The 24,668-nt window shown below is 35.2% G+C and carries 20 protein-coding genes and 1 pseudogene; 19 read left to right on the plus strand and 2 right to left on the minus strand.

Annotation, left to right across the window (positions count from 1 at the left end):
* Positions 1 to 23: 23 nt before the first annotated feature.
* From xseA to spoIVB, 8 genes are all read left to right on the plus strand, one after another.
* Complete coding sequence (gene xseA / locus OEV82_RS06465) at positions 24 to 1,367, plus strand: exodeoxyribonuclease VII large subunit (RefSeq protein WP_263061360.1); 1,344 nt, start codon at positions 24 to 26, stop codon at positions 1,365 to 1,367.
* Between the two features lie 3 nt (positions 1,368 to 1,370).
* Positions 1,371 to 1,604, plus strand: coding sequence for an exodeoxyribonuclease VII small subunit (gene xseB, locus OEV82_RS06470; RefSeq protein ID WP_173658306.1), 234 nt, complete (start codon positions 1,371 to 1,373; stop codon positions 1,602 to 1,604).
* Positions 1,605 to 1,611: 7 nt separating this feature from the next.
* Entirely contained in the window at positions 1,612 to 2,484 is an 873-nt protein-coding gene (locus OEV82_RS06475; protein ID WP_263061378.1) for a polyprenyl synthetase family protein, read from the plus strand.
* A 116-nt stretch (positions 2,485 to 2,600) separates the two neighbouring features.
* Positions 2,601 to 4,493 carry a 1-deoxy-D-xylulose-5-phosphate synthase gene (gene dxs, locus OEV82_RS06480; protein ID WP_263061361.1) on the plus strand — a complete coding sequence of 631 codons (1,893 nt, stop codon included), beginning with the start codon at positions 2,601 to 2,603 and terminating at the stop codon, positions 4,491 to 4,493.
* Between the two features lie 5 nt (positions 4,494 to 4,498).
* Positions 4,499 to 5,350, plus strand: a complete 852-nt coding sequence (locus OEV82_RS06485) for a TlyA family RNA methyltransferase (RefSeq protein WP_263061362.1) — start codon at positions 4,499 to 4,501, stop codon at positions 5,348 to 5,350.
* Positions 5,351 to 5,518: 168 nt separating this feature from the next.
* A complete protein-coding gene (gene ahrC, locus OEV82_RS06490) occupies positions 5,519 to 5,974 on the plus strand; it encodes a transcriptional regulator AhrC/ArgR (RefSeq protein ID WP_263061363.1) in 456 nt (151 codons plus the stop codon).
* A 48-nt stretch (positions 5,975 to 6,022) separates the two neighbouring features.
* Positions 6,023 to 7,717, plus strand: coding sequence for a DNA repair protein RecN (gene recN / locus OEV82_RS06495; RefSeq protein WP_263061364.1), 1,695 nt, complete (start codon positions 6,023 to 6,025; stop codon positions 7,715 to 7,717).
* A gap of 133 nt (positions 7,718 to 7,850) precedes the next feature.
* Positions 7,851 to 9,176, plus strand: a complete 1,326-nt coding sequence (gene spoIVB, locus OEV82_RS06500) for a SpoIVB peptidase (RefSeq protein ID WP_263061365.1) — start codon at positions 7,851 to 7,853, stop codon at positions 9,174 to 9,176.
* A gap of 60 nt (positions 9,177 to 9,236) precedes the next feature.
* Here the strand turns inward: spoIVB and OEV82_RS16140 are convergent.
* Positions 9,237 to 9,281: pseudogene (locus tag OEV82_RS16140) on the minus strand (H-X9-DG-CTERM domain-containing protein); the annotation flags it as partial.
* Positions 9,282 to 9,399: 118 nt separating this feature from the next.
* Here OEV82_RS16140 and spo0A point away from each other — a divergent pair.
* Both spo0A and OEV82_RS06510 read left to right on the plus strand, forming a co-directional pair.
* A complete protein-coding gene (spo0A, locus tag OEV82_RS06505; RefSeq protein ID WP_173658312.1) occupies positions 9,400 to 10,194 on the plus strand; it encodes a sporulation transcription factor Spo0A in 795 nt (264 codons plus the stop codon).
* A 258-nt stretch (positions 10,195 to 10,452) separates the two neighbouring features.
* Positions 10,453 to 11,184, plus strand: coding sequence for a glycerophosphodiester phosphodiesterase (locus OEV82_RS06510; RefSeq protein ID WP_263061366.1), 732 nt, complete (start codon positions 10,453 to 10,455; stop codon positions 11,182 to 11,184).
* Between the two features lie 32 nt (positions 11,185 to 11,216).
* Here OEV82_RS06510 and OEV82_RS06515 read toward each other — a convergent pair whose 3' ends face one another.
* Positions 11,217 to 11,453 (minus strand): DUF2627 family protein, encoded by a 237-nt coding sequence (locus OEV82_RS06515; protein WP_173658314.1) that lies wholly within the window; start codon positions 11,451 to 11,453, stop codon positions 11,217 to 11,219.
* Between the two features lie 103 nt (positions 11,454 to 11,556).
* Between OEV82_RS06515 and OEV82_RS06520 the strand changes: the two genes are divergently transcribed.
* The 9 genes from OEV82_RS06520 to meaB all read left to right on the plus strand — a co-directional run bounded on the left by OEV82_RS06520 (position 11,557) and on the right by meaB (position 24,627).
* The gene (locus OEV82_RS06520) at positions 11,557 to 13,254 is read left to right on the plus strand and encodes a sigma-54 interaction domain-containing protein (RefSeq protein ID WP_173658315.1); all 1,698 of its coding nucleotides are present in this window, start codon (positions 11,557 to 11,559) and stop codon (positions 13,252 to 13,254) included.
* 156 nt (positions 13,255 to 13,410) lie between these two features.
* Positions 13,411 to 14,514, plus strand: coding sequence for a Leu/Phe/Val dehydrogenase (locus OEV82_RS06525; RefSeq protein WP_173658325.1), 1,104 nt, complete (start codon positions 13,411 to 13,413; stop codon positions 14,512 to 14,514).
* A 72-nt stretch (positions 14,515 to 14,586) separates the two neighbouring features.
* Positions 14,587 to 16,008 (plus strand): dihydrolipoyl dehydrogenase, encoded by a 1,422-nt coding sequence (gene lpdA, locus OEV82_RS06530; protein WP_263061367.1) that lies wholly within the window; start codon positions 14,587 to 14,589, stop codon positions 16,006 to 16,008.
* Between the two features lie 36 nt (positions 16,009 to 16,044).
* Positions 16,045 to 17,037 (plus strand): thiamine pyrophosphate-dependent dehydrogenase E1 component subunit alpha, encoded by a 993-nt coding sequence (locus tag OEV82_RS06535; RefSeq protein ID WP_173658317.1) that lies wholly within the window; start codon positions 16,045 to 16,047, stop codon positions 17,035 to 17,037.
* Positions 17,038 to 17,048: 11 nt separating this feature from the next.
* Positions 17,049 to 18,032 (plus strand): alpha-ketoacid dehydrogenase subunit beta, encoded by a 984-nt coding sequence (locus OEV82_RS06540; RefSeq protein ID WP_173658318.1) that lies wholly within the window; start codon positions 17,049 to 17,051, stop codon positions 18,030 to 18,032.
* A 17-nt stretch (positions 18,033 to 18,049) separates the two neighbouring features.
* Positions 18,050 to 19,339 carry a dihydrolipoamide acetyltransferase family protein gene (locus tag OEV82_RS06545; protein WP_263061368.1) on the plus strand — a complete coding sequence of 430 codons (1,290 nt, stop codon included), beginning with the start codon at positions 18,050 to 18,052 and terminating at the stop codon, positions 19,337 to 19,339.
* 202 nt (positions 19,340 to 19,541) lie between these two features.
* Positions 19,542 to 21,476: a methylmalonyl-CoA mutase family protein gene (locus OEV82_RS06550; protein ID WP_263061369.1), complete on the plus strand. Its 1,935-nt coding sequence runs from the start codon at positions 19,542 to 19,544 to the stop codon at positions 21,474 to 21,476.
* Entirely contained in the window at positions 21,457 to 23,604 is a 2,148-nt protein-coding gene (gene scpA, locus OEV82_RS06555) for a methylmalonyl-CoA mutase (protein ID WP_263061370.1), read from the plus strand. Before OEV82_RS06550 ends, scpA begins: the two co-directional genes overlap by 20 nt.
* Positions 23,605 to 24,627 (plus strand): methylmalonyl Co-A mutase-associated GTPase MeaB, encoded by a 1,023-nt coding sequence (gene meaB, locus OEV82_RS06560; protein ID WP_263061371.1) that lies wholly within the window; start codon positions 23,605 to 23,607, stop codon positions 24,625 to 24,627. It abuts the gene before it with no gap.
* Positions 24,628 to 24,668: the final 41 nt, after the last annotated feature.

The following is a 24,668-nucleotide window of genomic DNA, read 5'->3' on the forward strand; positions in this document are numbered from 1 at the left end:
GAATGATTCAAAGGGGAATTCTAATGAAACAAAAACAATATTTAACTGTTGAAGCATTAACGAAATATATAAAGCGAAAATTTGATTTTGATCCCCATTTACAAAATATTTATGTTAAAGGCGAGATATCAAATTTCAAACGACATACGAGTGGCCATATGTACTTTACCTTAAAGGATAAAAAAGCACGTATTGCTGCTGTTATGTTTGCTAGTTCTGCTCGAAGCATACGGTTCGAACCAGAAGATGGAATGACGGTACTGCTACATGGTGAAATAACCGTGTATGAACCGAGTGGACAATATCAAATCTATGTTAAAGGTATGGAGCCAGAAGGAATTGGTGCCTTATACTTGGCCTATGAACAATTAAAAGAAAAGCTCGATAAAGAAGGTTTATTCAATTTACAATATAAGAAAAAAATACCAACCTATCCAGATGTGGTCGGTGTTATAACTTCTCGAACAGGAGCAGCAATTCGAGATATCATTACAACCATTAAAAGACGTTTTCCGATTGCAAAAATTATTATTTATCCAGCACTTGTCCAAGGAACACAAGCAGCACCATCAATTGTTCAGGCTATTAAAATAGCCAATGAAAGACAAGAGGCTGATGTGTTAATTGTGGGCCGCGGTGGCGGTTCCATTGAAGATTTATGGGCTTTTAATGAAGAAATTGTGGCGAGAGCTATTTTCTCATCAAAAATTCCAATTATTTCTGCGGTTGGTCATGAAACTGATACAACGATAGCTGATTTTGTTGCTGATATGCGAGCACCAACACCAACTGGGGCTGCAGAACTTGCCGTACCAAATATTAAAGATTTATTAGAAAAAATCTTAAATCGTAAGGTACGACTAACGAGGGCGACAAAAGAAAAGTTAACTTTTTCTAAAGAAAGACTAAATCGAATCGAGAAGTCTTATGCTTTCCGATATCCTGAAAAATTATTCGTACAAAAAATGGAACTTCTAGATCGGACAATCAATCAAGCAAATCGATTGGTGAATCAAAAGATATTGAATGCGAATCAAGAATTAATTCATTTGAAACAACGTTTAAAAGGAAAAAAACCAGAGGCGCAATTAAAATTAGCTCAACAAAAAATGGACGCTTTATATAAACGTCTAAATCGTGTAATGATTACAACAGTTAATCAAAAAAATCAAAATTTCGTGAAACAATTGAGTACACTTAATGCATTAAGTCCATTGAAAATTATGGAAAGAGGATATAGCATTGCTTTTAATCATGAACAAAAAATAATTAAAAGGATACATGATGTAAATATCGGAGAAACCATTACAGTAAGAGTGTCAGACGGAACTTTAGAGGGGAAAATAATCGAAAAAAAGAAGGTGTAAAATATGACGGATAAAGAAAATCTAACCTTTGAAGAAGCAATGGAAAAGTTAGAGGAAGTCGTGGAAGCATTGGAAGAAGGTGACGTTCCATTAGAAGAGGCGATTGAAAAATATAAAGAAGGTATGGAACTAGCAAAAATTTGTCATCAAAAATTAACGAATGTTGAGGAACAATTAACGGAAATTTTAAAGGAGAATGGTGAAACGGAAAGTTTCTCCATCAATGAGGTGGACTAAATTGCAAATGCCAGACTATATGAAGGTACAAATTGAAAAAATAAATATTGAACTAAAAAAATATATTCAGTCCCTTAATACCCCTGAATCATTACGCCAAGCAATGGATTATTCTTTACAAGCAGGGGGCAAAAGAATTCGTCCATTATTAATATTTTCAACTTTATCTGCTTTTAATAAAAATCCACTAATCGGCCTTCCGGTTGCATGTGCTGTGGAAATGATTCATACCTATTCACTCATTCATGATGACTTGCCAGCAATGGATGATGACGAATTGCGACGAGGCAAACCAACAAATCATAAAGTATTTGGTGAAGCAACAGCAATATTAGCCGGGGATGGATTATTAACTTACAGTTTTCAAGTGTTAGCAGAAATGAAAGGATTTTCAGCTAATAAAAAGGTTGCCCTTATTCGTGAACTTGCAAAGTCTGCTGGTCCTGAAGGAATGGTTGCTGGACAAGTTGCAGATCTAGAAGGGGAAAATCAAGATTTAAACCTAGAACAACTGGAGTATATACATAAACATAAAACAGGTAATCTCTTAGCGTTTTGTATTAAAGCAGGAGCCATAATGGCTGATTCAGATCACAAGACGCTAACGAAATTGGAAGAATATGCCTTCCATATTGGCCTTGCTTTCCAGATTCGGGATGATATTTTAGATATTGAAGGATCAGAGGAAATGATAGGGAAAAATATCGGCCGAGATGTTGAAAAGCAGAAAAGTACTTATCCGAAACTGTTAACTATGAAAGGTGCAAAAGAGAAATTAAAAGATCATTTATTAAAGGCAGAACAAATATTATCAATTTTACCAATTGAAAAGCAGTACTTATCATATATAACAGAATTAATTGGTAAAAGAAACAGATAACGATTTCCCACAGAAATTAGGAAGAAAAATGCTGGAATATTGACATCATGTTATAATTATAGATATTCTAAATTATACTGGAGAGTAGGAAATCGAATGAAAGTGAGTGATCCAATATGGATCTTTTATCCATAGAAAATCCATCATTCTTACAAAATTTAACAAAAAAAGAATTAGAGCAACTAAGTGAACAAATTCGGAGCTTTTTAATTAAAACGCTTTCTAAAACCGGCGGACATATCGGACCGAATCTTGGCGTTGTTGAATTAACCATTGCATTACATCGGGCATTTAACAGTCCTAAGGATAAAATTATTTGGGATGTCGGACATCAATGTTATGTACATAAAATTTTAACCGGACGAGCCAAAGATTTTCATTCTTTACGTCAGTATCAAGGATTATCTGGCTTTCCAAAGATGAACGAAAGTCCTCATGATGTATGGGAAACTGGCCATAGTTCAACGAGTTTATCTGCAGCGATGGGTATGGCGATTGCCCGTGATTTAAAAGGAGAAGATTATTTTATTGTACCTGTTATTGGTGATGGTGCCTTAACAGGAGGTATGGCGTTAGAAGCGCTGAATCATATTGGACATGAAAAGAAAAATATAATTGTCATTCTGAACGATAATGAAATGTCGATTGCCCCGAATGTTGGTGCACTTCACAATATTTTAGGTCGACTTCGGTCTGCTGGAAAATACAATCGGGCAAAAGATGAATTGGAAGCATTACTGAAAAAAATTCCGGCTGTAGGCGGAAAAATGGCTCAGACTGCAGAGCGGTTCAAAGATAGCTTGAAATATTTATTTATCAATGGTGTGTTTTTTGAAGAGCTAGGGTTTACTTATTTTGGACCAATTGATGGTCATAATTATGATGACCTGTTTGAAAACTTAAAATACGCGAAAAAAACGAATGGTCCGGTTCTTTTACACGTTGTTACGAAAAAAGGAAAAGGTTATAAACCAGCAGAAAATGATAAGATTGGTACATGGCATGGGACAGGACCATATAAAATTGAAACAGGTGACTTTATTAAACCCGTTGATAGTAAACCTGCATGGAGCAAGTTAGTAAGCGAAACAGTACGGAAATTGGCAAGAGATGATGAACGAATTGTAGCCATTACACCAGCTATGACTGTCGGCTCAAAATTAGAAGGTTTTCAAGAGGAGTTTCCGGAACGAGTGATTGATGTAGGAATTGCAGAACAACATGCTGCAACAGTAGCGGCTGGACTAGCTACTCAAGGAATGAAACCATATTTAACCATTTATTCTACCTTTTTACAACGTTCCTATGACCAATTAATTCATGACATATGTAGACAAAATTTAAATGTATTTATAGGGATTGATCGTGCTGGACTTGTTGGTGCAGATGGAGAAACCCATCAAGGGGTATTTGATATCGCCTTTTTACGACATATCCCAAATATCGTTTTAATGATGCCTAAGGATGAAAACGAAGCGCAACATATGATTTATACGGCGATTCAATATGATAACGGTCCGATCGCGATGCGTTTCCCAAGAGGTAGTGTTTATGGTGTCGAACTTGATAATAAATTGAAGAAACTTCCAATTGGCACATGGGAAGTTTTACGTGAAGGAACAGATTATGCCATTTTAACATTTGGCACAACAATTCCGATGGCATTAGAAGCAGCGAAGAAATTGGAAAAATATGGTATCCAAACGAAAGTTATTAATGCTCGTTTTATAAAACCGTTAGATGAAGAAATGCTACGCAGTTTACTGCACAATCAAATTCCAATTTTAACCATTGAAGAAGCGATTCTTCAAGGTGGATTTGGAAGCAGCGTATTAGAGTTTGCGTGTGACAATGGGTATACCGATCATGAAATCAAACGAATGGGGATACCGGACCGTTTTATTGAACATGGCGATGTGAAGAATTTACTTCATGAAGTTGGATTAACGTCGGATAACATCGTTCAAACGATAAAAAATGAAATACAAAAATTAATAAAAAGGGCTTGAGGAATTTGGTGAAAAAAGAAAGACTTGATGTTATTTTAACTGAGCGTGGTCTTTTTGAAACGCGAGAAAAAGCAAAACGAGCAATTATGGAAGGAATTGTATTTTCGAAGGAAGAACGCCTTGAAAAACCGGGGGTAAAGGTCCCGGTTGACATCGAGATTACGATTAAAGGTAAGAAAATGCCTTATGTGTCTCGCGGTGGTTACAAACTTGAGAAAGCTTTAAAAACATTTGATTTAAATATAAAAGATAAAATCATGATTGATATTGGTGCTTCAACAGGTGGTTTTACCGATTGTGCATTGCAAAATGGTGTACGGTATAGTTATGCTGTTGATGTAGGGTACAATCAATTAGCATGGAAGTTAAGAAACGATGATCGTGTGATCGTCATGGAACGTACAAATTTCCGTTATATAAAACCGGAAGATTTGACTAGAGATATGCCGGAATTTGCTTCGATTGATGTATCTTTTATTTCATTAAAATTAATGTTACCGCCATTAAAAAAACTGCTTGTTGATGGAAGTGATGTTGTGGCATTAATTAAACCGCAATTTGAGGCGGGACGTGAATTTGTTGGTAAAAAAGGAATCGTCCGTGATCCGAAAGTTCATATGCAAGTCATTCAAGAAATTATTGATTTTGCAATTGCTGAAGGTTATGATGTCCAAAACCTAACCTTCTCTCCGATAACCGGAGGTGAAGGAAATATTGAATTTTTAATTCATTTAAAATGGCGAGTTAAAGATGAAAGCGAACAAGGGAAGAACTTTTTAAATATTAAGGTAAATGATGTGGTGCAATCTGCCCATGAGCAATTTAAAGAAGGAAAAATTCAAAATTCAGTTAATTAGAAGGCTGTCGATTCGACAGCCTTTCTATTTTCATTCATGGTATGTATTGATGTAAATGTGTATAATAATGTCGAGATTTAAATAATTCTTTTCTAAAATGAGGTTCATTTTGTAAAATATAAGATAAAGAAATGAATGTACAAAAAATGGATAAGCAGGTGACAAATCTTGACAAGTAAATTACAACGACATTTAAAAATACGTGAGCTAATTGCCAAATATAACATTGAGACACAAGATGAACTCGTTGAACGAATGCAAGAATCAGGATTTCAAGTTACTCAAGCAACGATTTCCCGAGACATAAAAGAGCTCAGGTTAGTGAAAGTACCATACCGGGATGGATTATATAAGTATAGTTTGCCATCAGACCAAAAATATAACACTTTGGAAAAACTGCAAAAATTATTAATTGATGCCTTTGTAAAAATCAATAGTGCTGGACATTTAGTCATTCTAAAAACAATACCAGGAAATGCCAATGCTGTTGGTAATTTGATTGATCAATTAGATTGGGATGAAATTTTAGGTACTGTTTGTGGTGATGATACATGCTTAATCATTGCTGATACACAAGAAAACGCAGAAAAAATAAAAGAAAAATTTTTCAATATGCTGGAATGATTGGATAAAACGTTTAGCAATACAATGAATTAAAGGAGAGGGAAACGGTTGTTAGCGGAATTAGCGATAAAAAATATTGCCATTATTGAATCGGTAACGGTATCCTTCCAAAAAGGTTTTACAGTTTTAACAGGAGAGACAGGAGCGGGGAAATCCATTATAATCGATTCAATTCATTTATTAGTCGGTGGTAGAGGATCATCGGATTTTGTACGTCATGGTGCGGATAAGGCAGAAATTGAAGGTCTCTTTTTAATAGAAGATGATCATCCAGCAATTGCTAAATGTTCGGAATTTGGGATTGAAATTGAAGAAGGAATGTTACTTTTAAAAAGAGACATTTATCCTTCTGGAAAAAGCGTTTGTCGAGTAAATGGAAAACTTGTCACAATTACAATTTTACGAGAAATCGGTCGAACACTCGTCGATATTCATGGTCAACATGATAACCAAGAAATGCTAGATGAAAAAAGTCATTTACGTTTACTGGATGAATTTGGCGGAAAAGAAATCTACCCTGCTCTAAATGAGTATCAATCGATATATCGAGAATATGTCAAAATAAAAAAAGATCTTGCCTCTTTAAATGAAAATGAACAAATGATGGCACAACGGCTTGATTTATTAAAATTTCAATTAAATGAAATAACAAATGCTCAATTAAAAATTGGTGAAGATGAACAACTTTTAACTGAAAAGAAGAAGTTAACCAATTTTGAAAAATTGTTTTCAAGTTTAAATACAACCTATGAGGCATTACAAGGTGAACAAAAGGGTCTAGACTGGGTTGGACTAGCTTTATCTAATTTAGATGAAGCACAAACGATAGATGAAGAATTAAAGGAAATTTATAATATTGTTTCAAATAGTTATTATCAATTAGAAGATATCGTTCATACATTACGAGATAAACTGGATGAACTTGAATACGACCCGAATCGACTTAATGAAATAGAGAATCGTTTAAATATCATTCATCAAATGAAAAGAAAATATGGGGATTCCATTGAAGCGATTTTAGAATATTGTGCAAAAATTGATGATGAAATTGAAATGATCACAAATCGTGAGTCACATATTGAGACGTTAAATAAGAAATTAGTTTCTATAGAAAAAGATCTATTAGTTGAAGCCAATCATCTAACTTCATTACGTAAAAACGCAGCAGAAAAATTAACAGAGGCCATTCATAAGCAACTGAAAGATCTATATATGGACAAAACGGTGTTTGAAGTTAAATTTTTTGAGCAAGATAATATCGAATTTCAACCAGATGGCATTGACAAAATCGAATTTTATATGAGTACAAACCCAGGAGAGCCATTGAAACCATTGGCAAAAATCGCATCAGGCGGAGAATTATCTCGTATTATGCTTGCCTTAAAAACGATTTTCTCACAACATCAAGGAGTAACATCAATTATTTTCGATGAAGTAGATACTGGTGTAAGCGGTCGTGTTGCTCAAGCAATTGGTGAAAAAATATATCGAATTTCCGTCAATTCACAAGTATTATCTATTACTCATCTTCCTCAGGTTGCTGCATTAAGTGATCATCATTTCTTTATTCGAAAAGAAATAAAAGAACATCGAACGATCACTTCAATTCAACAATTAAGTGAGCGTGAACGGATTGAAGAAATAGCTCGCATGATATCTGGATCACATATAACAACTGCTACGGAAGAACATGCAAAAGAGCTTCTTGATTTAGCACATCAATATAAGTATCAGCATCATTAATATTATATTTAGTCGTCCATCCATTGGACGGCTTTTTTTATACCAAATTTTCCTCAACCAAAGTTATCCATTCTGTACAGTATTTTTTTAAATATGTCGATTATAATTATAGGGCGAAACGGCTAGATTATAAATGTACCCTTTGTGTGGACATGAAGCGAGGAGAGTGAGTGTATTGAATAGAGATAAAATAAGAAAAATATTTGGTTTAATTCTCCTTGTTTCTTTCGTTTATATCGGCTTTTTCTCACCAGTTGGAAAAGTTTTAAATAATCCAAATGAATTAACTTTATTTAAAGGACAATCATTTGAATTGGCTTCTACAGAAGTTGTAAATACCGTACAAGGTACACAAGAACATATTCAAATTAATAAAGATAAAAATTTGACAGTTGAAGCATTGAAAGAAGGTAAGAGTGATCTAATTTTTGACATTGCTGGTATCCCTATAAAAAAAGTGAGCGTTAATGTATTAAAGGATTTCAAAGTGATACCAGGTGGTCAATCCATCGGTGTAAAAATAAATTCAAAAGGTGTACTTGTCGTTGGACATCACTTAGTAAATTCCCCTTCAGGCAAAGTATCTCCAGGTGAAAAGGCAGGTATTCAAACAGGAGATTTAATTATTAGTATTAATGGTGAAACAATTGAATCCATTAATGATATTGGTCCCCACGTTCAAAAGTCGGGAAAAGAGGGGAAACCATTGAAAATAGGAATTCAGCGAAAGAATGAACAATTCGAAACCGATTTATATCCTGCTATCGATGAATCTGAAAGTAAATATAAATTAGGATTATATATTCGTGATTCTGCTTCCGGTATCGGAACATTAACCTTTTATGATCCAAAAACAAAAAAATATGGAGCATTAGGACATGTTATCTCTGATATGGATACAAAAATGCCTATTGTAGTGAAAGATGGTTATATCGTTCCTTCAACAGTTACTTCCATTCAAAAAGGAACCAATGGCGCACCTGGTGAAAAATTAGCCAGATTTTTAAATGAAAGAAATATAGTTGGAAATATACAGAAAAATAATCAATTTGGAATATACGGAACATTAACGAAGGATTTAAACAATAAGATCATGAATAAGCCCCTTCCAATCGCTCTATCCCATCAAGTGAAAAGAGGCCCTGCACAAATTTTAACGGTAGTTGATGAGGATAAAGTTGAATTATTTGATATAGAAATTATTAGCTCTACACCACAAAAGTTTCCGGCAACGAAAGGAATGGTAATAAAAATTACGGATGAACGACTACTTGATAAAACAGGTGGTATTGTTCAAGGAATGAGTGGTAGTCCGATCATTCAAGATGGAAAACTCATAGGAGCAGTCACCCATGTATTTGTAAATGACCCATCCAGCGGATATGGTGTTCATATTGAATGGATGCTAAACGAGGCTGGTTTGGATATATATGTAAAGGGAGAAGAAAAAGCGAGCTAAAACAGCTCGCTTTTTTCATTCCTAACCTTGAATTTCTTGGGAATATGAGTAATATATTTATTAAAAATATTTCAAAAAGTTACATTTGCCGGGATGGTGCGATGATTTTTATTATAAATATAGTAAAAACGACTTTTTTTCGGATGAATTAAAAGGGATTTTATTAGCAATTGTCGAAATTGTAGATTACAATGAAATTTAAGATATTAGGGGAGGAAGTCTCGTGAAGAAAATAAAAGTGTGTATTGTGGATGACAATCGGGAACTTACTGTGCTTTTGAAGGATTACATAAATAATCAAGAAAATATGGAAGTGGTTGGAGTTGCATACAATGGCCAGGAATGTTTAAAAATGTTAGAAAATATTCGGCCGGATGTATTAATTTTAGATATTATTATGCCACATTTGGACGGTCTTGCGGTGCTAGAAAAACTTAATGTAGACAAAAATCCTCCGAAGATCATTATGCTTACAGCTTTTGGTCAAGAGGATGTGACAAAGAAAGCAGTTGAATTAGGCGCATCCTATTTTATTTTAAAACCGTTTGATATGGATCATTTAGTAGCACAAATACGTCAAGTAATGGGTAAGGGTGAAACATCAAAGAAAAATACCAATATAAACAATAATGCTTCCATAATTATTCAACAATCTGATGAACCGAAAAGTTTGGATGCGAGCATAACAAATATAATTCATGAAATTGGTGTTCCAGCACATATTAAAGGCTATTTATACTTAAGAGAAGCTATATCCATGGTTTATCATGATATTGAATTATTAGGTTCCATCACAAAGGTGTTATATCCTGATATTGCAAAAAAATATAATACAACAGCAAGTCGTGTGGAACGTGCAATTCGCCATGCCATTGAAGTTGCTTGGAGTAGAGGGAATATTGAATCAATTTCAAAGCTTTTCGGATACACTGTTAGTATGTCAAAAGCAAAACCAACAAATTCCGAGTTTATTGCTATGATAGCTGATAAATTAAGATTAGAACATCAAGCTTCATAAGTAGCAATGATGTGGTTAGATAAGATAAAAAGATCAAACGATCGAGTAAATGCTTGCTCGGTCCTTTCTTTTTTACCCAACCTAATCAATGAAAAATAAAAGGGTAGGTTTAGGAATAAGTTAATTCCTTGGTTTATGGAAACAAAAACACCTGTCCCTTACAGGTGTTTTATATCTAAAAGCTACATATAATGAGTAATTGAAACGATCGTTGAATTGAGTTAGAAATTTCAGGATAAATGAAAAAGGAGATGAATCATGACACATATATTTGCTCACCGAGGTTCAGCAGGTACACATCCTGAAAATACGATGTTAGCCTTTAAAGAAGCAGCCAGGGTCAAAGCGGATGGTATTGAGTTAGATGTTCGCTTAACAAAGGATGGTGAGGTTGTGATCTTGCATGACGATAAGGTGGATCGGACAACAGATGGTACTGGATTTGTTAAAGATTTAACAACTAAAGAATTAAAAACATTAAATGCAGGTGCAAAATTTAAAGATGGGAAATTTCGAGCCGAGATTCCTTTATTAAAGGAATTTTTAGAATGGTTTAAAACAACAGAACTGGTTTGTAACATTGAGTTTAAAACACGTTCATTAAAAAATTTTGAATTAGTGAGAAAAACCATCGCGTTCATCCGAGATATGAAATTAGAAGAACGAATTATCTTCTCATCTTTTAATCATTTTGCTATTGTGTATGCTTATCGTGTAGCTCCTGAGATTGAAACAGCCCCATTATATTCAGAAGGTCTGTTTAATCCATGGATTTATGCAAAAGCAATACGAGCGAAAGCTATTCATCCTAATTTTCGGTCTTGTCCAAAAGAATTAATTTTGAAAACACAAGAGCATGGTATAAAGGTGAGACCATATACCGTCAATGAAAAAAATGAATGGTTGCGATTATTTAAGTGTAAAGTTGATGCGTTGATTACAGACTTTCCTGAAAAGGCTAGAACATTTCGTGACGAACTAAAAAGGTAATCAGGAGGTTAAGTAGGTTATCTTTTCCTAATTCACCTACTTAATCTTCTTTTTTTAACTCGTTGCCTTTTTTTATCTCGGTGATAAATAAAACCACCGATAAAGGCAATTCCTAAAATGACCATGATAAAGCCAGAAAAAGCTTGGACCCACAATAATGGAAATGGCCACTGTAATTCATTAAACATTGTGTCACGAATGTATTTTATTCCTAGTGTAGCCATTAAACCTGGTATTAATAAAAGTAAGAATGCGAATAAACGTTCCATATCGGTTCCTTTCACCTGTATGTTAATATTTTATATATTGAATATGGTCTAAATTGTCTAAATTGTCAAGGGTGTTGTCTTTTTACATAATGGAGGTGTTTGAATGCAAAATGTATTAATTTTTGGAGCGGGTGAGAAGGGATTAGCTATCCTTGAAATATTACAAAAGGTTAAGGATTTTAATATCATCGCCATAATTGATAAGGATAAAAATGCACCAGGAATATTGGCAGCGCAAAAACTTGGTATTCCATTTTTACATACTTTTCCTAAAAAACTAGAAACAGAAATTCACATTATATTTAATACAATCGAAGAAAATTCCGGGCGATCTATATTGAATGATGAGAAAAAGCCCATGATGATTTGTGAACCAATTCTATCTTTAATTTTGAACCAAAAAGAAGCGATTCGACAATTGACAAAAAAGACGAATGATTTAAACGAAATGCGTACGATGTTGGAAGCGATTATCCATTCAAGTGATGATGCAATTTCTGTTGTTGATGAAAAGGGAATTGGCATCTTAATTAATCCTGCTTATACACGTTTAACTGGACTTACGGAAAGTGAAATCATTGGAAAACCTGCTACAACAGACATTTATCGTGGTGAAAGTATGCATCTCCGTGTTTTAAGAACAAAAAAGCCGGTTCGGGGAGTTAAAATGTTAGTCGGTCCTAATAAAAAAGAAGTTGTCGTCAATGTAGCGCCAATTATAACTGGAGGAATTTTAAAAGGAAGTGTAGCAGTAATTCATGATATGTCTGAGATACGTGATTTAACAACTGAATTAGAAAAAGCAAAAGAAAGAATTCGTACGTTAGAGGCAAAATACACCTTTGAAGATATTGTCGGTACAACGAATGATATTTTAACTGCAATTGAACAGGCGAGAAAGGCAGCAAAAACTCCAGCAACGGTTTTGTTAAGAGGTGAATCTGGTACAGGGAAGGAGTTATTTGCCCACGCTATACATAATGAAAGCGATCGTAAATATAATCATTTTATTCGTGTCAATTGTGCAGCAATCTCAGAATCGTTATTAGAAAGTGAGCTATTTGGCTATGAAGAAGGTGCGTTTTCAGGAGCAAAAAGAGGTGGTAAAAAAGGGTTTTTTGAAGAAGCAAATAACGGCAGTATTTTTTTAGATGAAATTGGTGAATTATCGTTACAAATGCAAGCGAAACTATTAAGAGCTGTTCAAGAAAAGGAAATTGTGCGAGTAGGTGGGACAAAACCAATTCCGATAGATGTTCGAATTATTGCTGCTACGAATAAAGACTTGGAAAAGGAAATTGAAAAAGGTCAGTTCCGTGAAGATTTATATTATCGATTAAACCGTTTTCCAATAAGGATACCTCCTTTAAGAAATCGACTCGATGATATTCCGAAACTCTGTCAACGACTGATCCAAAAAATAAATCACGATTATGGACGTAATGTAGAAGGAATAGACCAAGATGCCATTACCATCTTAAAACAATACCATTGGCCGGGAAATGTGAGAGAATTAGAAAATATTTTAGGTAGGGCTATCATTTTCATGAATTATAATGAGACATTGATTCGAAAGGAACATTTACCACCACTTGACATTAATCAAACAAAAGTTGATGAAAATGATTTGAATCCTGAAAACACCAAAAGTTTACAAAAAATGCTTGACGATTATGAAAAGCAGATTATCCAGACAGTATTACGAAAACACCGTGGTAATAAAACAAACGCGGCAAAAGAATTAGGTATATCCATTCGTACCTTATATTATAAACTAGAAAAAATGCAAAATTTTGCATGAATTTTTTTGCATATACTGCAAATTTTTGCATGACCAATCAATCTAGAAATCGATAAATAACAAGAAAACGCTTTCAAAATTAAGTTGGCATAAAACTTGCATTTTATAATATTGGGCGAAGTTTTTTACAGGAAAAGGAGAGATAGCAAGATGAGTATCGAAATATTTAAAGAAATGGAAAAGTATGATTATGAGGAATTACATTTTGTTCAAGATAAAGGATCAGGATTAAAGGCAATTATCGCCATACATGATACAACTTTAGGTCCTGCTTTAGGCGGACTTCGTATGTGGAATTATAAAAGTGAAGAAGAAGCGATCATTGATGCTTTACGTTTAGCTAGAGGTATGACTTATAAAAATGCAGCTGCAGGACTTAATCTTGGTGGTGGAAAAACAGTTTTAATTGGGGACCCTAGAAAAGATAAAAATGAAGAAATGTTTCGTGCTTTCGGTCGTTTTGTTCAAGGACTTAATGGTCGTTATATTACGGCTGAAGATGTTGGTACTACAGAAGAAGATATGAATATTATTCATGAAGAAACAGATTTTGTGACGGGAACATCTGCTGCTTTTGGATCATCTGGGGATCCATCTCCGGTAACGGCTTACGGTATTTATAAGGGAATGAAAGCTGCTGTAGAGGAATACTTTGGTCATACTTCTTTAGAAGGTAAAACTGTTGCTGTTCAAGGTGTAGGTAGTGTTGCTTATCATTTATGTAAGTATTTGAATGAAGAAGGAGTAAATTTAATTGTTACGGATATCAATCAAGATTCCGTAAAGCGGGCAATGGAGGATTTTGGTGCAAAAGCAGTTGATCCTAAGGACATTTATAGTGTTGAATGTGATGTATTTGCACCCTGTGCTCTAGGCGGAATTTTAAATGATGAGACAATTCCCCAATTAAAAGCAAAAGTGATTGCCGGTTCTGCTAATAACCAATTAAAAGAAGATCACCATGGTGACCTATTAAATGAAGCTGGTATTATCTATGCACCGGATTATGTTATTAATGCTGGTGGCGTTATCAATGTAGCGGATGAATTATACGGTTATAATCGTGAACGGGCAATGAAGAAGGTTGAACAAATTTATACGAACTTAAAACGGGTATTTGAAATTGCAAAAAGAGACAATATCCCTACCTATGTAGCGGCAGATCGTATGGCGGAAGAACGAATTCAAAAGGTAAGAGATTCAAGAACAACATTTTTAAGAAATGAAAAAAGTATATTATCCCATAGAACCAATCGTTAATATGATGAACTTTAGGCTCTCAAAATTTTTGAGAGCCTAAAAAGAGAAAGAAAAATTGATAGGAGGACGGACATGGCAAAGGAATATGATTTAGTGATAATAGGTAGCGGACCAGGAGGGTATGTATCTGCAATCCGGGCAAGCCAACTAGGTTTAAAAACGGCTATCGTTGAAAAAAACAAATTAGGCGGCACTTGCCTTCATTCTGGTTGCATTCCGACAAAAACTTTATTAAAAAGTGCAGAGGTGTACAGAACGATAAAAGAAAGTGATCAATATGGAATCGCATCACAAGTAATTGGAATCGATTTTTCGAAAATTCAAAATAGAAAAAATGACGTGATAGACAATTTACATCAAGGCATCCAGTTTTTAATGAAGAAGGAAAAAGTTGATGTATACCATGGAACGGGTCGCATTTTAGGACCTTCTATATTTTCCCCGATGCCTGGGACTGTATCCGTTGAATTGGAAGATAAAAGTGATAATGAAATGCTTATACCAAAAAATGTTTTAATTGCGACAGGTTCAAGACCTAAGAAGTTGGAAGGAATTGAGTTTGACGGTGAGATCATTTTGTCATCCGATGACTGTTTAAATATGAAAAGACTACCGAACTCAATGCTGATCATCGGGGGTGGGGTCATCGGTGTAGAATGGGCATCAATGTTGGCTGATTTGGATGTGGATGTTACGATTGTTGAATATGCGGAACGTCTTATTCCGAGTGAAGATGAAGAGATTAGCAAAGAATTAGCAAATTCGTTAAAGAAAAAAGGAGTTCAAGTATTAACAAATGCAAAGGTATTGGCGGAAACATTAAAAAAATCTAATCGGGTAAAAATTCAAGTAGAAATTGGTCATGAAAGAAAAGAGCTTGAGGCAGATAAAGTTCTTCTCTCTGTTGGTCGGATAGCAAACACTAATGATTTAGGTTTAGAAAATACAGATATAGAACTTCATGATGGAAAAATCCGAGTCAATGATTTTTATCAAACTAAAGAATCACATATTTATGCAATTGGGGATTGCATTGGTGGTATACAACTTGCCCATGTCGCTAGCCGAGAAGGAATCATTGCTGTAGAACATATGGCAGGTTTAAATCCAACCACACTAAATGAGCGTCAAGTACCAAAATGTATTTTTTCTAGTCCAGAGGTGGCAAGTATTGGTTTAACCGAACAGAAAGCTAAAGATTTAGGCTATTCAATCAAAGTAGGAAAATTTCCGTTCAAAGCGATTGGTAAAGCACTCGTCAATGGAAAGACTGATGGCTTTGTTAAAATGATTGCTGATAAAAAAACGGACGATTTATTAGGGGTCCATCTCATCGGTTCTAATGTGACAGAATTAATATCTGAAGCAAGTTTAGCTACTTTATTGGACGCAACTCCATGGGAGATTGCCGAGGCGATTCATCCGCATCCGACTTTATCGGAAATATTTGCTGAGGTTAGTATGGCAGTTGATGGAAAAGCAATTCACGGATAATTTGTAAAGAGAATGAAAAGGGGGGCATTCACACAGATGGAAAACAATCGTCACCAAAAGCTTGGTTTAAGCGATCAGGATGTATTAGAAATGTATGAACTTATGGTACTTGCAAGAAGACTTGATGAACGTATGTGGTTGTTAAACCGTGCAGGGAAAATTCCATTTGTTATATCAGGTCAAGGTCACGAAGGAGCACAAATTGGTGCGGCTTTTGCATTAAATCGCAAGAAGGATTATCTATTACCATATTATCGAGATCTTGCTCTTGTTTTGGCATTTGGTATGAGTCCGCGAGAAGTAATGCTTGGTGCATTTGCAAAGGCAGAGGATCCAAGTTCTGGAGGTAGACAAATGTCCAGTCATTTTGGTCAAAAGAAAAATCGCATTGTGACAGGTTCATCACCTGTAACAACACAAGTGCCCCATGCTGTTGGTTTTGCCTTAGCTGCTAAAATGAAAAAACAAAATTTTGTCTCATTTACAACATTTGGTGAAGGTTCTTCCAACCAGGGTGATTTTCATGAAGGGTTAAATTTTGCGGGTGTTCATAATTTACCGGTCATTTTTATGTGTCAAAACAATCAATATGCGATTTCTGTACCAATAGAAAAACAATTACCAACCAAAAGTATAGCAGATCGGGCAGCAGGATATGGAATGCCGGGCTATAAGGTCGATGGAAGTGATCCATTAGAAGTATATCGTGTAGTTAAAGAGGCTAGAGAACGTGCAATTAAAGGTGATGGTCCGACATTAATCGAAGCGCTTACAAATCGATTCACACCACATTCTAGTGATGATGATGATAAAGCTTATCGCAATCCGGAAGAAGTAAAAAATGCGAGACAGAATGATCCGATTGTCATCTTTGGAAAATATTTAATTGAAGTTGGATTGTTAGATGAACCAAAAAGGAAAGAAATTGAAGAGCGGATGAAAGGAATCGTAAACGATGCAACAGATTATGCGGAACAAGCTCCATATGCTAAACCAGAAGATGCATTAAAATATGTATATAAGGAATAGGAGGGATATTGATGCCGGTTATTTCATATATTGACGCGGTAACACAGGCGATACGTGAGGAAATGGAACGGGACGAAAATGTTTTTATATTAGGCGAGGATGTTGGGAAAAAAGGAGGAGTGTTTAAAGCCACTCAAGGTTTATTTGAACAGTTTGGTGAAGAACGTGTTATTGACACACCTCTTACTGAATCTGCTATAGCTGGTGTAGCCATAGGTGCTGCTATGTATGGATTACGTCCTATAGGTGAAATGCAATTTGCAGATTTTATCATGCCCGCCGTGAATCAAATTGTCTCAGAAGCAGCAAGAATTCGGTATCGTTCAAACAATGATTGGCATTGCCCAATTGTTATTCGGGCTCCATATGGAGGTGGTGTTCATGGTGGTTTATATCACTCACAATCAGTCGAGGCTATATTCGCAAATCAGCCAGGGTTAAAAATTGTTATGCCTTCCACTCCTTATGATGTAAAAGGTCTTTTAAAAGCGGCCATTCGCGATGATGACCCTGTTCTGTTTTTTGAACATAAACGGGCTTACCGTTTAATCAAAGGCGAAGTACCTGATCATGATTATGTTGTACCTATTGGAAAAGCAGATGTAAAACGCGAAGGGGAAGATATTACCGTTATTACGTATGGATTATGTGTTCATTTTGCCTTGCAAGCGGCAGAGAAGCTGGCTCAAGAAGGAATCTCTAGTCACATCCTTGATTTGCGTACAGTTTATCCTTTAGATAAAGAATCAATAATGGAAGCGGCAATGAAAACTGGAAAGGTACTTTTGATAACGGAAGATAATAAAGAAGGTAGTGTGATCAGTGAAGTTGCTGCAATTATTTCAGAAAACTGCTTGTTTGATTTAGATGCTCCAATAATGCGCCTGGCAGGACCAGATGTTCCGGCTATGCCTTTTGCTCCAACAATGGAGAAGTACTTTATGATCAATCCAGATAAGATCGAGAAGGCAATGCGGGAATTAGCGGAATTTTAAGGAGAGGGGGAGCTAACATGAGCGTAGAAAAAATTTTAATGCCTCAATTGGGAGAAAGTGTGACAGAAGGAACAATCAATCAATGGCTAGTATCAGTTGGTACGAAAGTAAATAAATATGATCCGTTAGCTGAAATTATTACTGATAAAGTAACTGCAGAAGTTCCATCGAGCTTTACTGGTATCATTAAAGAAATTATTGCACAAGAAGGAGAAACCATAACGGTTGGTGAAATCATTTGCACCATTGAAACGGAAGAGAATAGTACAGAAGTTGAACAAATGGAAGTAACCGATTTACAAGAAAACTCAGATACATCAGAAAAAGAAATCCGTACTCCACAAAAACAACGTTATTCGCCAGCAGTCCTTAGACTATCTCAAGAGCATGATATTGACTTATCAAAAATAACAGGGACTGGAAGAGGTGGCCGGATTACAAGAAAAGATGTATTAAATTATATTGCAAACAACAAATCTACTGACATCGAACAAGAAACAACAACACATCAAGAAAATTCGATACAACAATTGTCACAAGTTAATGAAAAGGACTCTTTAGCCAAACAAAAAACAAAATCCGAACCATTGCATAATCCGACATCAGGTGATATTGAGATTCCTGTAAGCGGTATTCGAAGAGCGATCGCAACGAATATGAAGAAATCAAAACAGGAAATTCCACATGCGTGGATGATGGTAGAAGTTGACGTCACGAATCTTGTTCAATATAGAGATTCAATAAAAAATGAATTTTTACAAAAAGAAGGATTTAAATTAACATATTTTCCGTTTTTTGTAAAAGCTGTTGCTCAAGCGTTAAAAGAATTTCCGCAATTAAATAGTATGTGGGCTGGAGAAAAAATCATACAGAAAAAAGATATCAACTTATCAATTGCTGTTGCAGATGAAGATGCACTTTATACACCAGTTTTAAAACATGCAGATGAAAAGACCATCAAGGGAATAGCCCGTGAAATTTCTGAGTTAACACAAAAGGTGCGAACGGGTAAATTATCTCCAGATGACCTTCAAGGTGGTACATTTACTGTTAACAATACGGGTTCCTTTGGTTCAGTCCAATCGATGGGCGTTATTAATTACCCACAAGCGGCAATCCTTCAAGTAGAAAGTATTGTTAAAAGACCAGTTGTGATGGAAAATGGGATGATTGCTGTAAGAGATAAAGTAAACTTGTGTTTATCACTAGATCATCGCGTATTAGATGGCTTGATTTGTGGTAAGTTTTTAAAGCGGGTAAAAGAGATCTTAGAAAATATGTCTCAGGAAAATACGAATATTTATTAATATAAAAATAAAAATATTTCATTCCTCACATAATCATAATTTTATTATTATAATAATTTTTTGTTCATTACCTGTGAGGGATGATTTTTTTTGTTTGTTTTTTCTGTATTTGGGATAAAAATGATTAAATTATTTTCAAAATTTTTGTTTTAATATAAAATATTAATAAAGTGAATCTATTTCGAGAACAGGAGGGATCCTTTTGGAAAGCAAACATGGGGGAATTTTGCAACATACAATAGCTACAGAATTTCAAAAACCATCTTATGATGAATGGTTGGAAGTTGCAAATAAATCATTAAAAGGGAAAACAGTTAGTGAATATGTTCGCAATACATTTGAAAACATCAAAATTAAGCCACTGTATACTAAAGCGGATTTACCAAAGGAAAGAATCCATTTAGGAGATTACCGTTACAAATGGAAAATAGCTCAACAAGTTGAGGGAGAATCGATTGCAAAGATTAATAAGAATATTCTCGAAGCAATTGAATATGGACAACCTACTGTTGCTTTTAAAATTCCGAAAGGTCTAAATAAAAGTAATATAGAGGAATTATTTAAAGGAATAAATTTTGCTGAAGTGTCTTTTTTTATTGATGGGAAAGAGGAAATTATTCCATTTTATCAATTACTATTTCACTTTATAAAAAATGAGAGTGTGCATATTGAAGGGTTTATAGGGTTTGATCCTGTTAGGTCGATCGTAGAAAATTCCTATAAAGGTGAAGAAAAGAAAAATCTGTTGACATTATGGTGCAACACAATAAAGAAAGCTTCAGATCAAACTCAAAATTTAAAGACCTTATTTGTTGATGGTAGATTTTTTGAACAAACAGGAGGTAACGCAGTTCAGCAAATTGCCTTTACCTTGTCCACAGCCGTTGAGCAAATTGAAAACTTAAAGGAAGCCGGAGTACCAGTTGAATTTTTCTTTAAAAATACTGTAGTAGGACTCAACGTTCAGTCAAATTTCTTTATGGAGATTGCTAAACTTCGAGCGATGCGATATTTATGGAAGAAACTTGCTGAGAGCTATGAAGTGGATAACCAATTAGCTGTACTTGACTTATTTGCAGAAACAACAATGGTAAATAAATCAAAACTCGACCCATACACCAATATGCTAAGGTCCAGTGGGGAAGCATTTGCAGCGGTTATCGGACAAGTTCAAACATTACGTATACAACCATTTGATGCAGTATATGGAGAGACTAGCAAATTAGGTGTTAGATTCGCTCGCAACATCCACCATATTTTACGTGAAGAATCAAGTTTAGCAAATGTTAAAGACCCTGCAGCTGGTTCATATTTTATTGAACATTTAACTAACGAATTAATTGAAAAATCATGGCAGCTTTTCTTACAAATAGAGGAGTTGGGCGGGTTATTGGAAGCGTTTAATCAAAAGGCAGTTGAACAACTCATGATTGAAAACCGTCAAAACATGTTATCGGACTTATATAAACGAAAAATAAAATTAATTGGAACAAATCAGTATGCTGATATTTCGGAAAAGCTTCAAGAATCGGATTTTGCTGTTGAAACTTTAAAAAAATTAAAACCAATTGCAATTCAACAAATAGAAAATGGCATTGCTAATGGTGATTCTATTGAAGACTTTTTTGTTGAGTCTAGTGAAGAAAAGAGTGTTATAAATTACTTCCGTCTTAGTGAAGAATATGAAAAGTTACGTTTCTTAGCGAAAAAAAGCTATAAAGAAGGTAATCCTCCAAGAATCGGGCTAATTGGGCTTGGTATGGTAAAAGAATATAAAAAAATAACTGATTTTGTGTCTGACTTTTGTGCTAGTGGTGGTATTTTAGCCGAGCCAATCCAAGAAGAGATCCAATTAGAAGAAATTAGTCGTATTGTCAATCAAGCATCTGAAAAAATCATTGGTTTTGCTGGAACAGATGATCATTTTGAACAGGCATTACCATTCATTGAAAAAACGATAGTGGAAAATCACAAAAAGCTATACTTAATTGCAGGTTTACGTAAGAAAGAAGTCATACACAAACTAAAAGAATTAGGTGTTACATTTTTCATTGATGAAAAAGCGGATCATGTGGAAACATTAAAACGAATACTAGTAGAAATCGGAGGAGATCTAGATGCGGCCGGCGTTCGATAAAGTGCAATTGTTTAAAGATAATCGAAATGTAGCGACAGGTTCTACTGTTGAAACACATAAAACATATGAAAATATTACGATCAAATCTGAATATACGGAAAAAGATCTTACAGAAGCAAAACATTTGGATAGTTTACCTGGTCTACCTCCTTATACAAGAGGACCATATCCAATGATGTATGTCAACAGGCCGTGGACGATCCGGCAATATGCAGGCTTCTCAACAGCTGAAGAAAGTAATGCATTTTATTTACGAAATTTAAAAATGGGACAAAAAGGTTTATCTGTAGCCTTTGATTTGCCTACCCACCGTGGTTATGATTCAGATCATCCAAGGGTAGTTGGTGATGTCGGAAAAGCAGGTGTTGCGATAGATTCAATTTTAGATATGAAAATTTTGTTTGATCAGATTCCGTTAGACCAAATGTCTGTTTCGATGACCATGAATGGAGCTGTACTGCCAATTATGGCTTTTTATATCGTGACGGCTGAAGAACAAGGTGTTCCCCAGGAGAAATTATCTGGCACGATTCAAAATGATATATTAAAAGAATATATGGTTCGAAATACGTATATTTATCCACCAAAAATGTCAATGCGAATCATTTCAGATATATTCGCCTATACAGCCAAATACATGCCAAAATTTAACAGTATTAGTATTTCTGGATATCATATGCAAGAAGCAGGTGCACCAGCAGATTTAGAACTGGCTTATACTCTAGCAGATGGGCTGGAATATGTACGGACAGGTTTACATGCAGGTATTGATATCGATTCTTTTGCACCTCGGTTAAGCTTTTTCTGGGGAATTGGAATGAATTATTTTATGGAAGTGGCAAAACTACGAGCTGCAAGATTCATTTGGGCTAAATTAATGAAACAATTTGATCCGAAAAATCCAAAATCCCTTGCACTGAGAACCCACTCTCAAACGTCAGGTTGGAGTTTGACAGAACAAGATCCTTTTAATAACGTGACAAGAACTTTAATTGAAGCCCATGCAGCAGCAATGGGTCATACTCAATCTCTGCATACGAATGCATTAGATGAAGCGATCGCTTTACCGACAGATTTTTCTGCACGGATTGCAAGAAATACACAATTATATTTACAAGAAGAATCGGGTATTACTCAAACGATTGATCCTTGGGCTGGATCGTTTTATGTAGAGTCTTTAACGAATGAACTGATTGAAAAAGCTTGGAAGCATATTGAGGAAATTGAACAATTAGGTGGTATGACTAAAGCTATTGAACAAGGATATCCAAAATTAAAAATTGAAGAAGCAGCGGCAAAACGTCAAGCAATGATTGATTCTGGACAAGAAAAAATTATCGGTGTAAATACTTACCAAGTTAAAGAAGAAGAAGCGATTGAAATTTTAGCTATTGATAATACAAAAGTTCGTCAAAAACAAATTGAACGTTTACAAGAATTAAAACAATCAAGGGACGAAAAAACTGTTCAAAAAGCTCTTGAAAATTTGACAAAAGCAGCAGAAACCGGTGAAGGTAATTTACTAGAATTATCAATAGAGGCGGCAAGAAAACGAGCAACATTAGGAGAAATCTCTAAGGCAATAGAAAAAGTATGTGGTAGACATCAAGCAACAATCCGGTCCATTAGCGGAGTATATAGCAGTGCTTATGGAGATCAAGAAACGATTGAAGAGATTAAGAGTATGACCGATGAGTTTGCTGAATTAGAAGGAAGAAGACCACGCCTTTTAATGGCAAAAATTGGTCAAGACGGTCATGATCGTGGAGCTAAGGTTGTTTCTACTGCTTATGCGGACATGGGCTTTGATGTTGATATCGGTCCACTTTTCCAAACACCTGAAGAAACAGCTAGACAGGCTGTAGAAAATGATGTTCATGTCATCGGTATGAGTTCACTTGCAGGTGGTCACAATACATTTCTACCAAAACTTGTCGAAGAGTTAAAAAAACTAGGGAGAGATGATATTGTGATCACAGTTGGAGGCGTCATTCCATCACAAGACTATGATTTTCTAATGAAAAATGGTGCCTCTGCTATATTCGGTCCTGGAACCAAAATTCCAAACTCAGCCAAAATTATACTAGAAGAAATTTATAAACGACTTGGTTATGAGGAAGTGAATTAAATGGTATCAAATCGGTTTCGAAAAAAGAAGAAATCGATTCCTATTCAACAGTATGTTGAAGGAATAAAATCAGGCGACCGAATGACTTTGGCAAAGGCGATAACATTAATTGAAAGTAACCATCCTGATCATTTTCAAGCTGGACAACAATTATTGAAAGAAATATTACCGTTAACTGGAAAATCAATGAGAATAGGGATTACAGGTGTTCCAGGAGCTGGAAAAAGTACTTTTATTGAGCGATTTGGCACAGATCTGTGTCAAATGGGGAAGAAGGTGGCAGTTCTTGCCATTGATCCTTCTTCCACTATTTCTCAAGGGAGTATATTAGGAGATAAAACCAGGATGGCACAGCTTTCTCGTGAAGAAAATGCTTTTATTCGTCCGTCACCTTCGGGAGGAACGTTAGGTGGGGTTCATCGCAAAACGAGAGAGACGATTTTACTTTGTGAAGCAGCTGGATATGACATGATCCTCGTTGAAACCGTTGGCGTTGGTCAAAGTGAAGTTGTTGTGAGAACAATGGTTGATATGTTTTTAATGTTAACGATAACAGGTGCAGGTGATGACTTGCAAGGTATGAAAAAAGGAATGATGGAACTAGTTGATGCCATTATCGTTACAAAAGCAGATGGTGACAATAAGGAAAAAGCGATTAAAACGAGAAACGAGTATAATCAAATTTTGCGCCTTTTGAAAGCAGCAACTGAGGGGTGGCAAACGAAAGCGGTGGCATGTTCTTCCATTACCGGCGAGGGAATTTCCGATGTTTGGGAACTTATTTTGGATTTTTTTAATAGCACGAAGAAATCAGGGGTGTTTTATGCAAGAAGAAAGAAGCAAACAACCGATTGGATGTTGACATCGATTAGAGAACGTCTTGAACAAACGTTTTTCCAAAATGAGCAAATAAAAAAGCGATTACCTGTTGTTCAACGTAATGTTGAAACTGGGAGACTTCCTGTATCAATAGCAGTAGAAAATTTATTAGCTGATTTTTTTAATAATCAATATAAAGAATAGAAGAGCACGTAATGAGCATATAAGGAAATTTAGAAAAAATA

The organism is Pallidibacillus thermolactis, from assembly GCF_025660415.1.
In the GTDB taxonomy this organism is placed as follows: Bacteria; Bacillota; Bacilli; order Bacillales; family Caldibacillaceae; genus Pallidibacillus; species Pallidibacillus thermolactis.

Coding starts and splice junctions, on each gene's coding strand:
- spoIVB (WP_263061365.1), top strand. CDS start 7,851: ATGTACCCTTTGTGTGGACATGAAGCGAGGAGAGTGAGTGTATTGAAT.
- OEV82_RS06540 (WP_173658318.1), top strand. CDS start 17,049: ATGCCGGTTATTTCATATATTGACGCGGTAACACAGGCGATACGTGAG.
- xseB (WP_173658306.1), top strand. CDS start 1,371: ATGACGGATAAAGAAAATCTAACCTTTGAAGAAGCAATGGAAAAGTTA.
- OEV82_RS06535 (WP_173658317.1), top strand. CDS start 16,045: ATGGAAAACAATCGTCACCAAAAGCTTGGTTTAAGCGATCAGGATGTA.
- OEV82_RS06475 (WP_263061378.1), top strand. CDS start 1,612: ATGCCAGACTATATGAAGGTACAAATTGAAAAAATAAATATTGAACTA.
- dxs (WP_263061361.1), top strand. CDS start 2,601: ATGGATCTTTTATCCATAGAAAATCCATCATTCTTACAAAATTTAACA.
- lpdA (WP_263061367.1), top strand. CDS start 14,587: ATGGCAAAGGAATATGATTTAGTGATAATAGGTAGCGGACCAGGAGGG.
- OEV82_RS06545 (WP_263061368.1), top strand. CDS start 18,050: ATGAGCGTAGAAAAAATTTTAATGCCTCAATTGGGAGAAAGTGTGACA.
- OEV82_RS06515 (WP_173658314.1), bottom strand. CDS start 11,453: ATGGAACGTTTATTCGCATTCTTACTTTTATTAATACCAGGTTTAATG.
- OEV82_RS06520 (WP_173658315.1), top strand. CDS start 11,557: ATGCAAAATGTATTAATTTTTGGAGCGGGTGAGAAGGGATTAGCTATC.
- xseA (WP_263061360.1), top strand. CDS start 24: ATGAAACAAAAACAATATTTAACTGTTGAAGCATTAACGAAATATATA.
- OEV82_RS06510 (WP_263061366.1), top strand. CDS start 10,453: ATGACACATATATTTGCTCACCGAGGTTCAGCAGGTACACATCCTGAA.
- scpA (WP_263061370.1), top strand. CDS start 21,457: ATGCGGCCGGCGTTCGATAAAGTGCAATTGTTTAAAGATAATCGAAAT.
- meaB (WP_263061371.1), top strand. CDS start 23,605: ATGGTATCAAATCGGTTTCGAAAAAAGAAGAAATCGATTCCTATTCAA.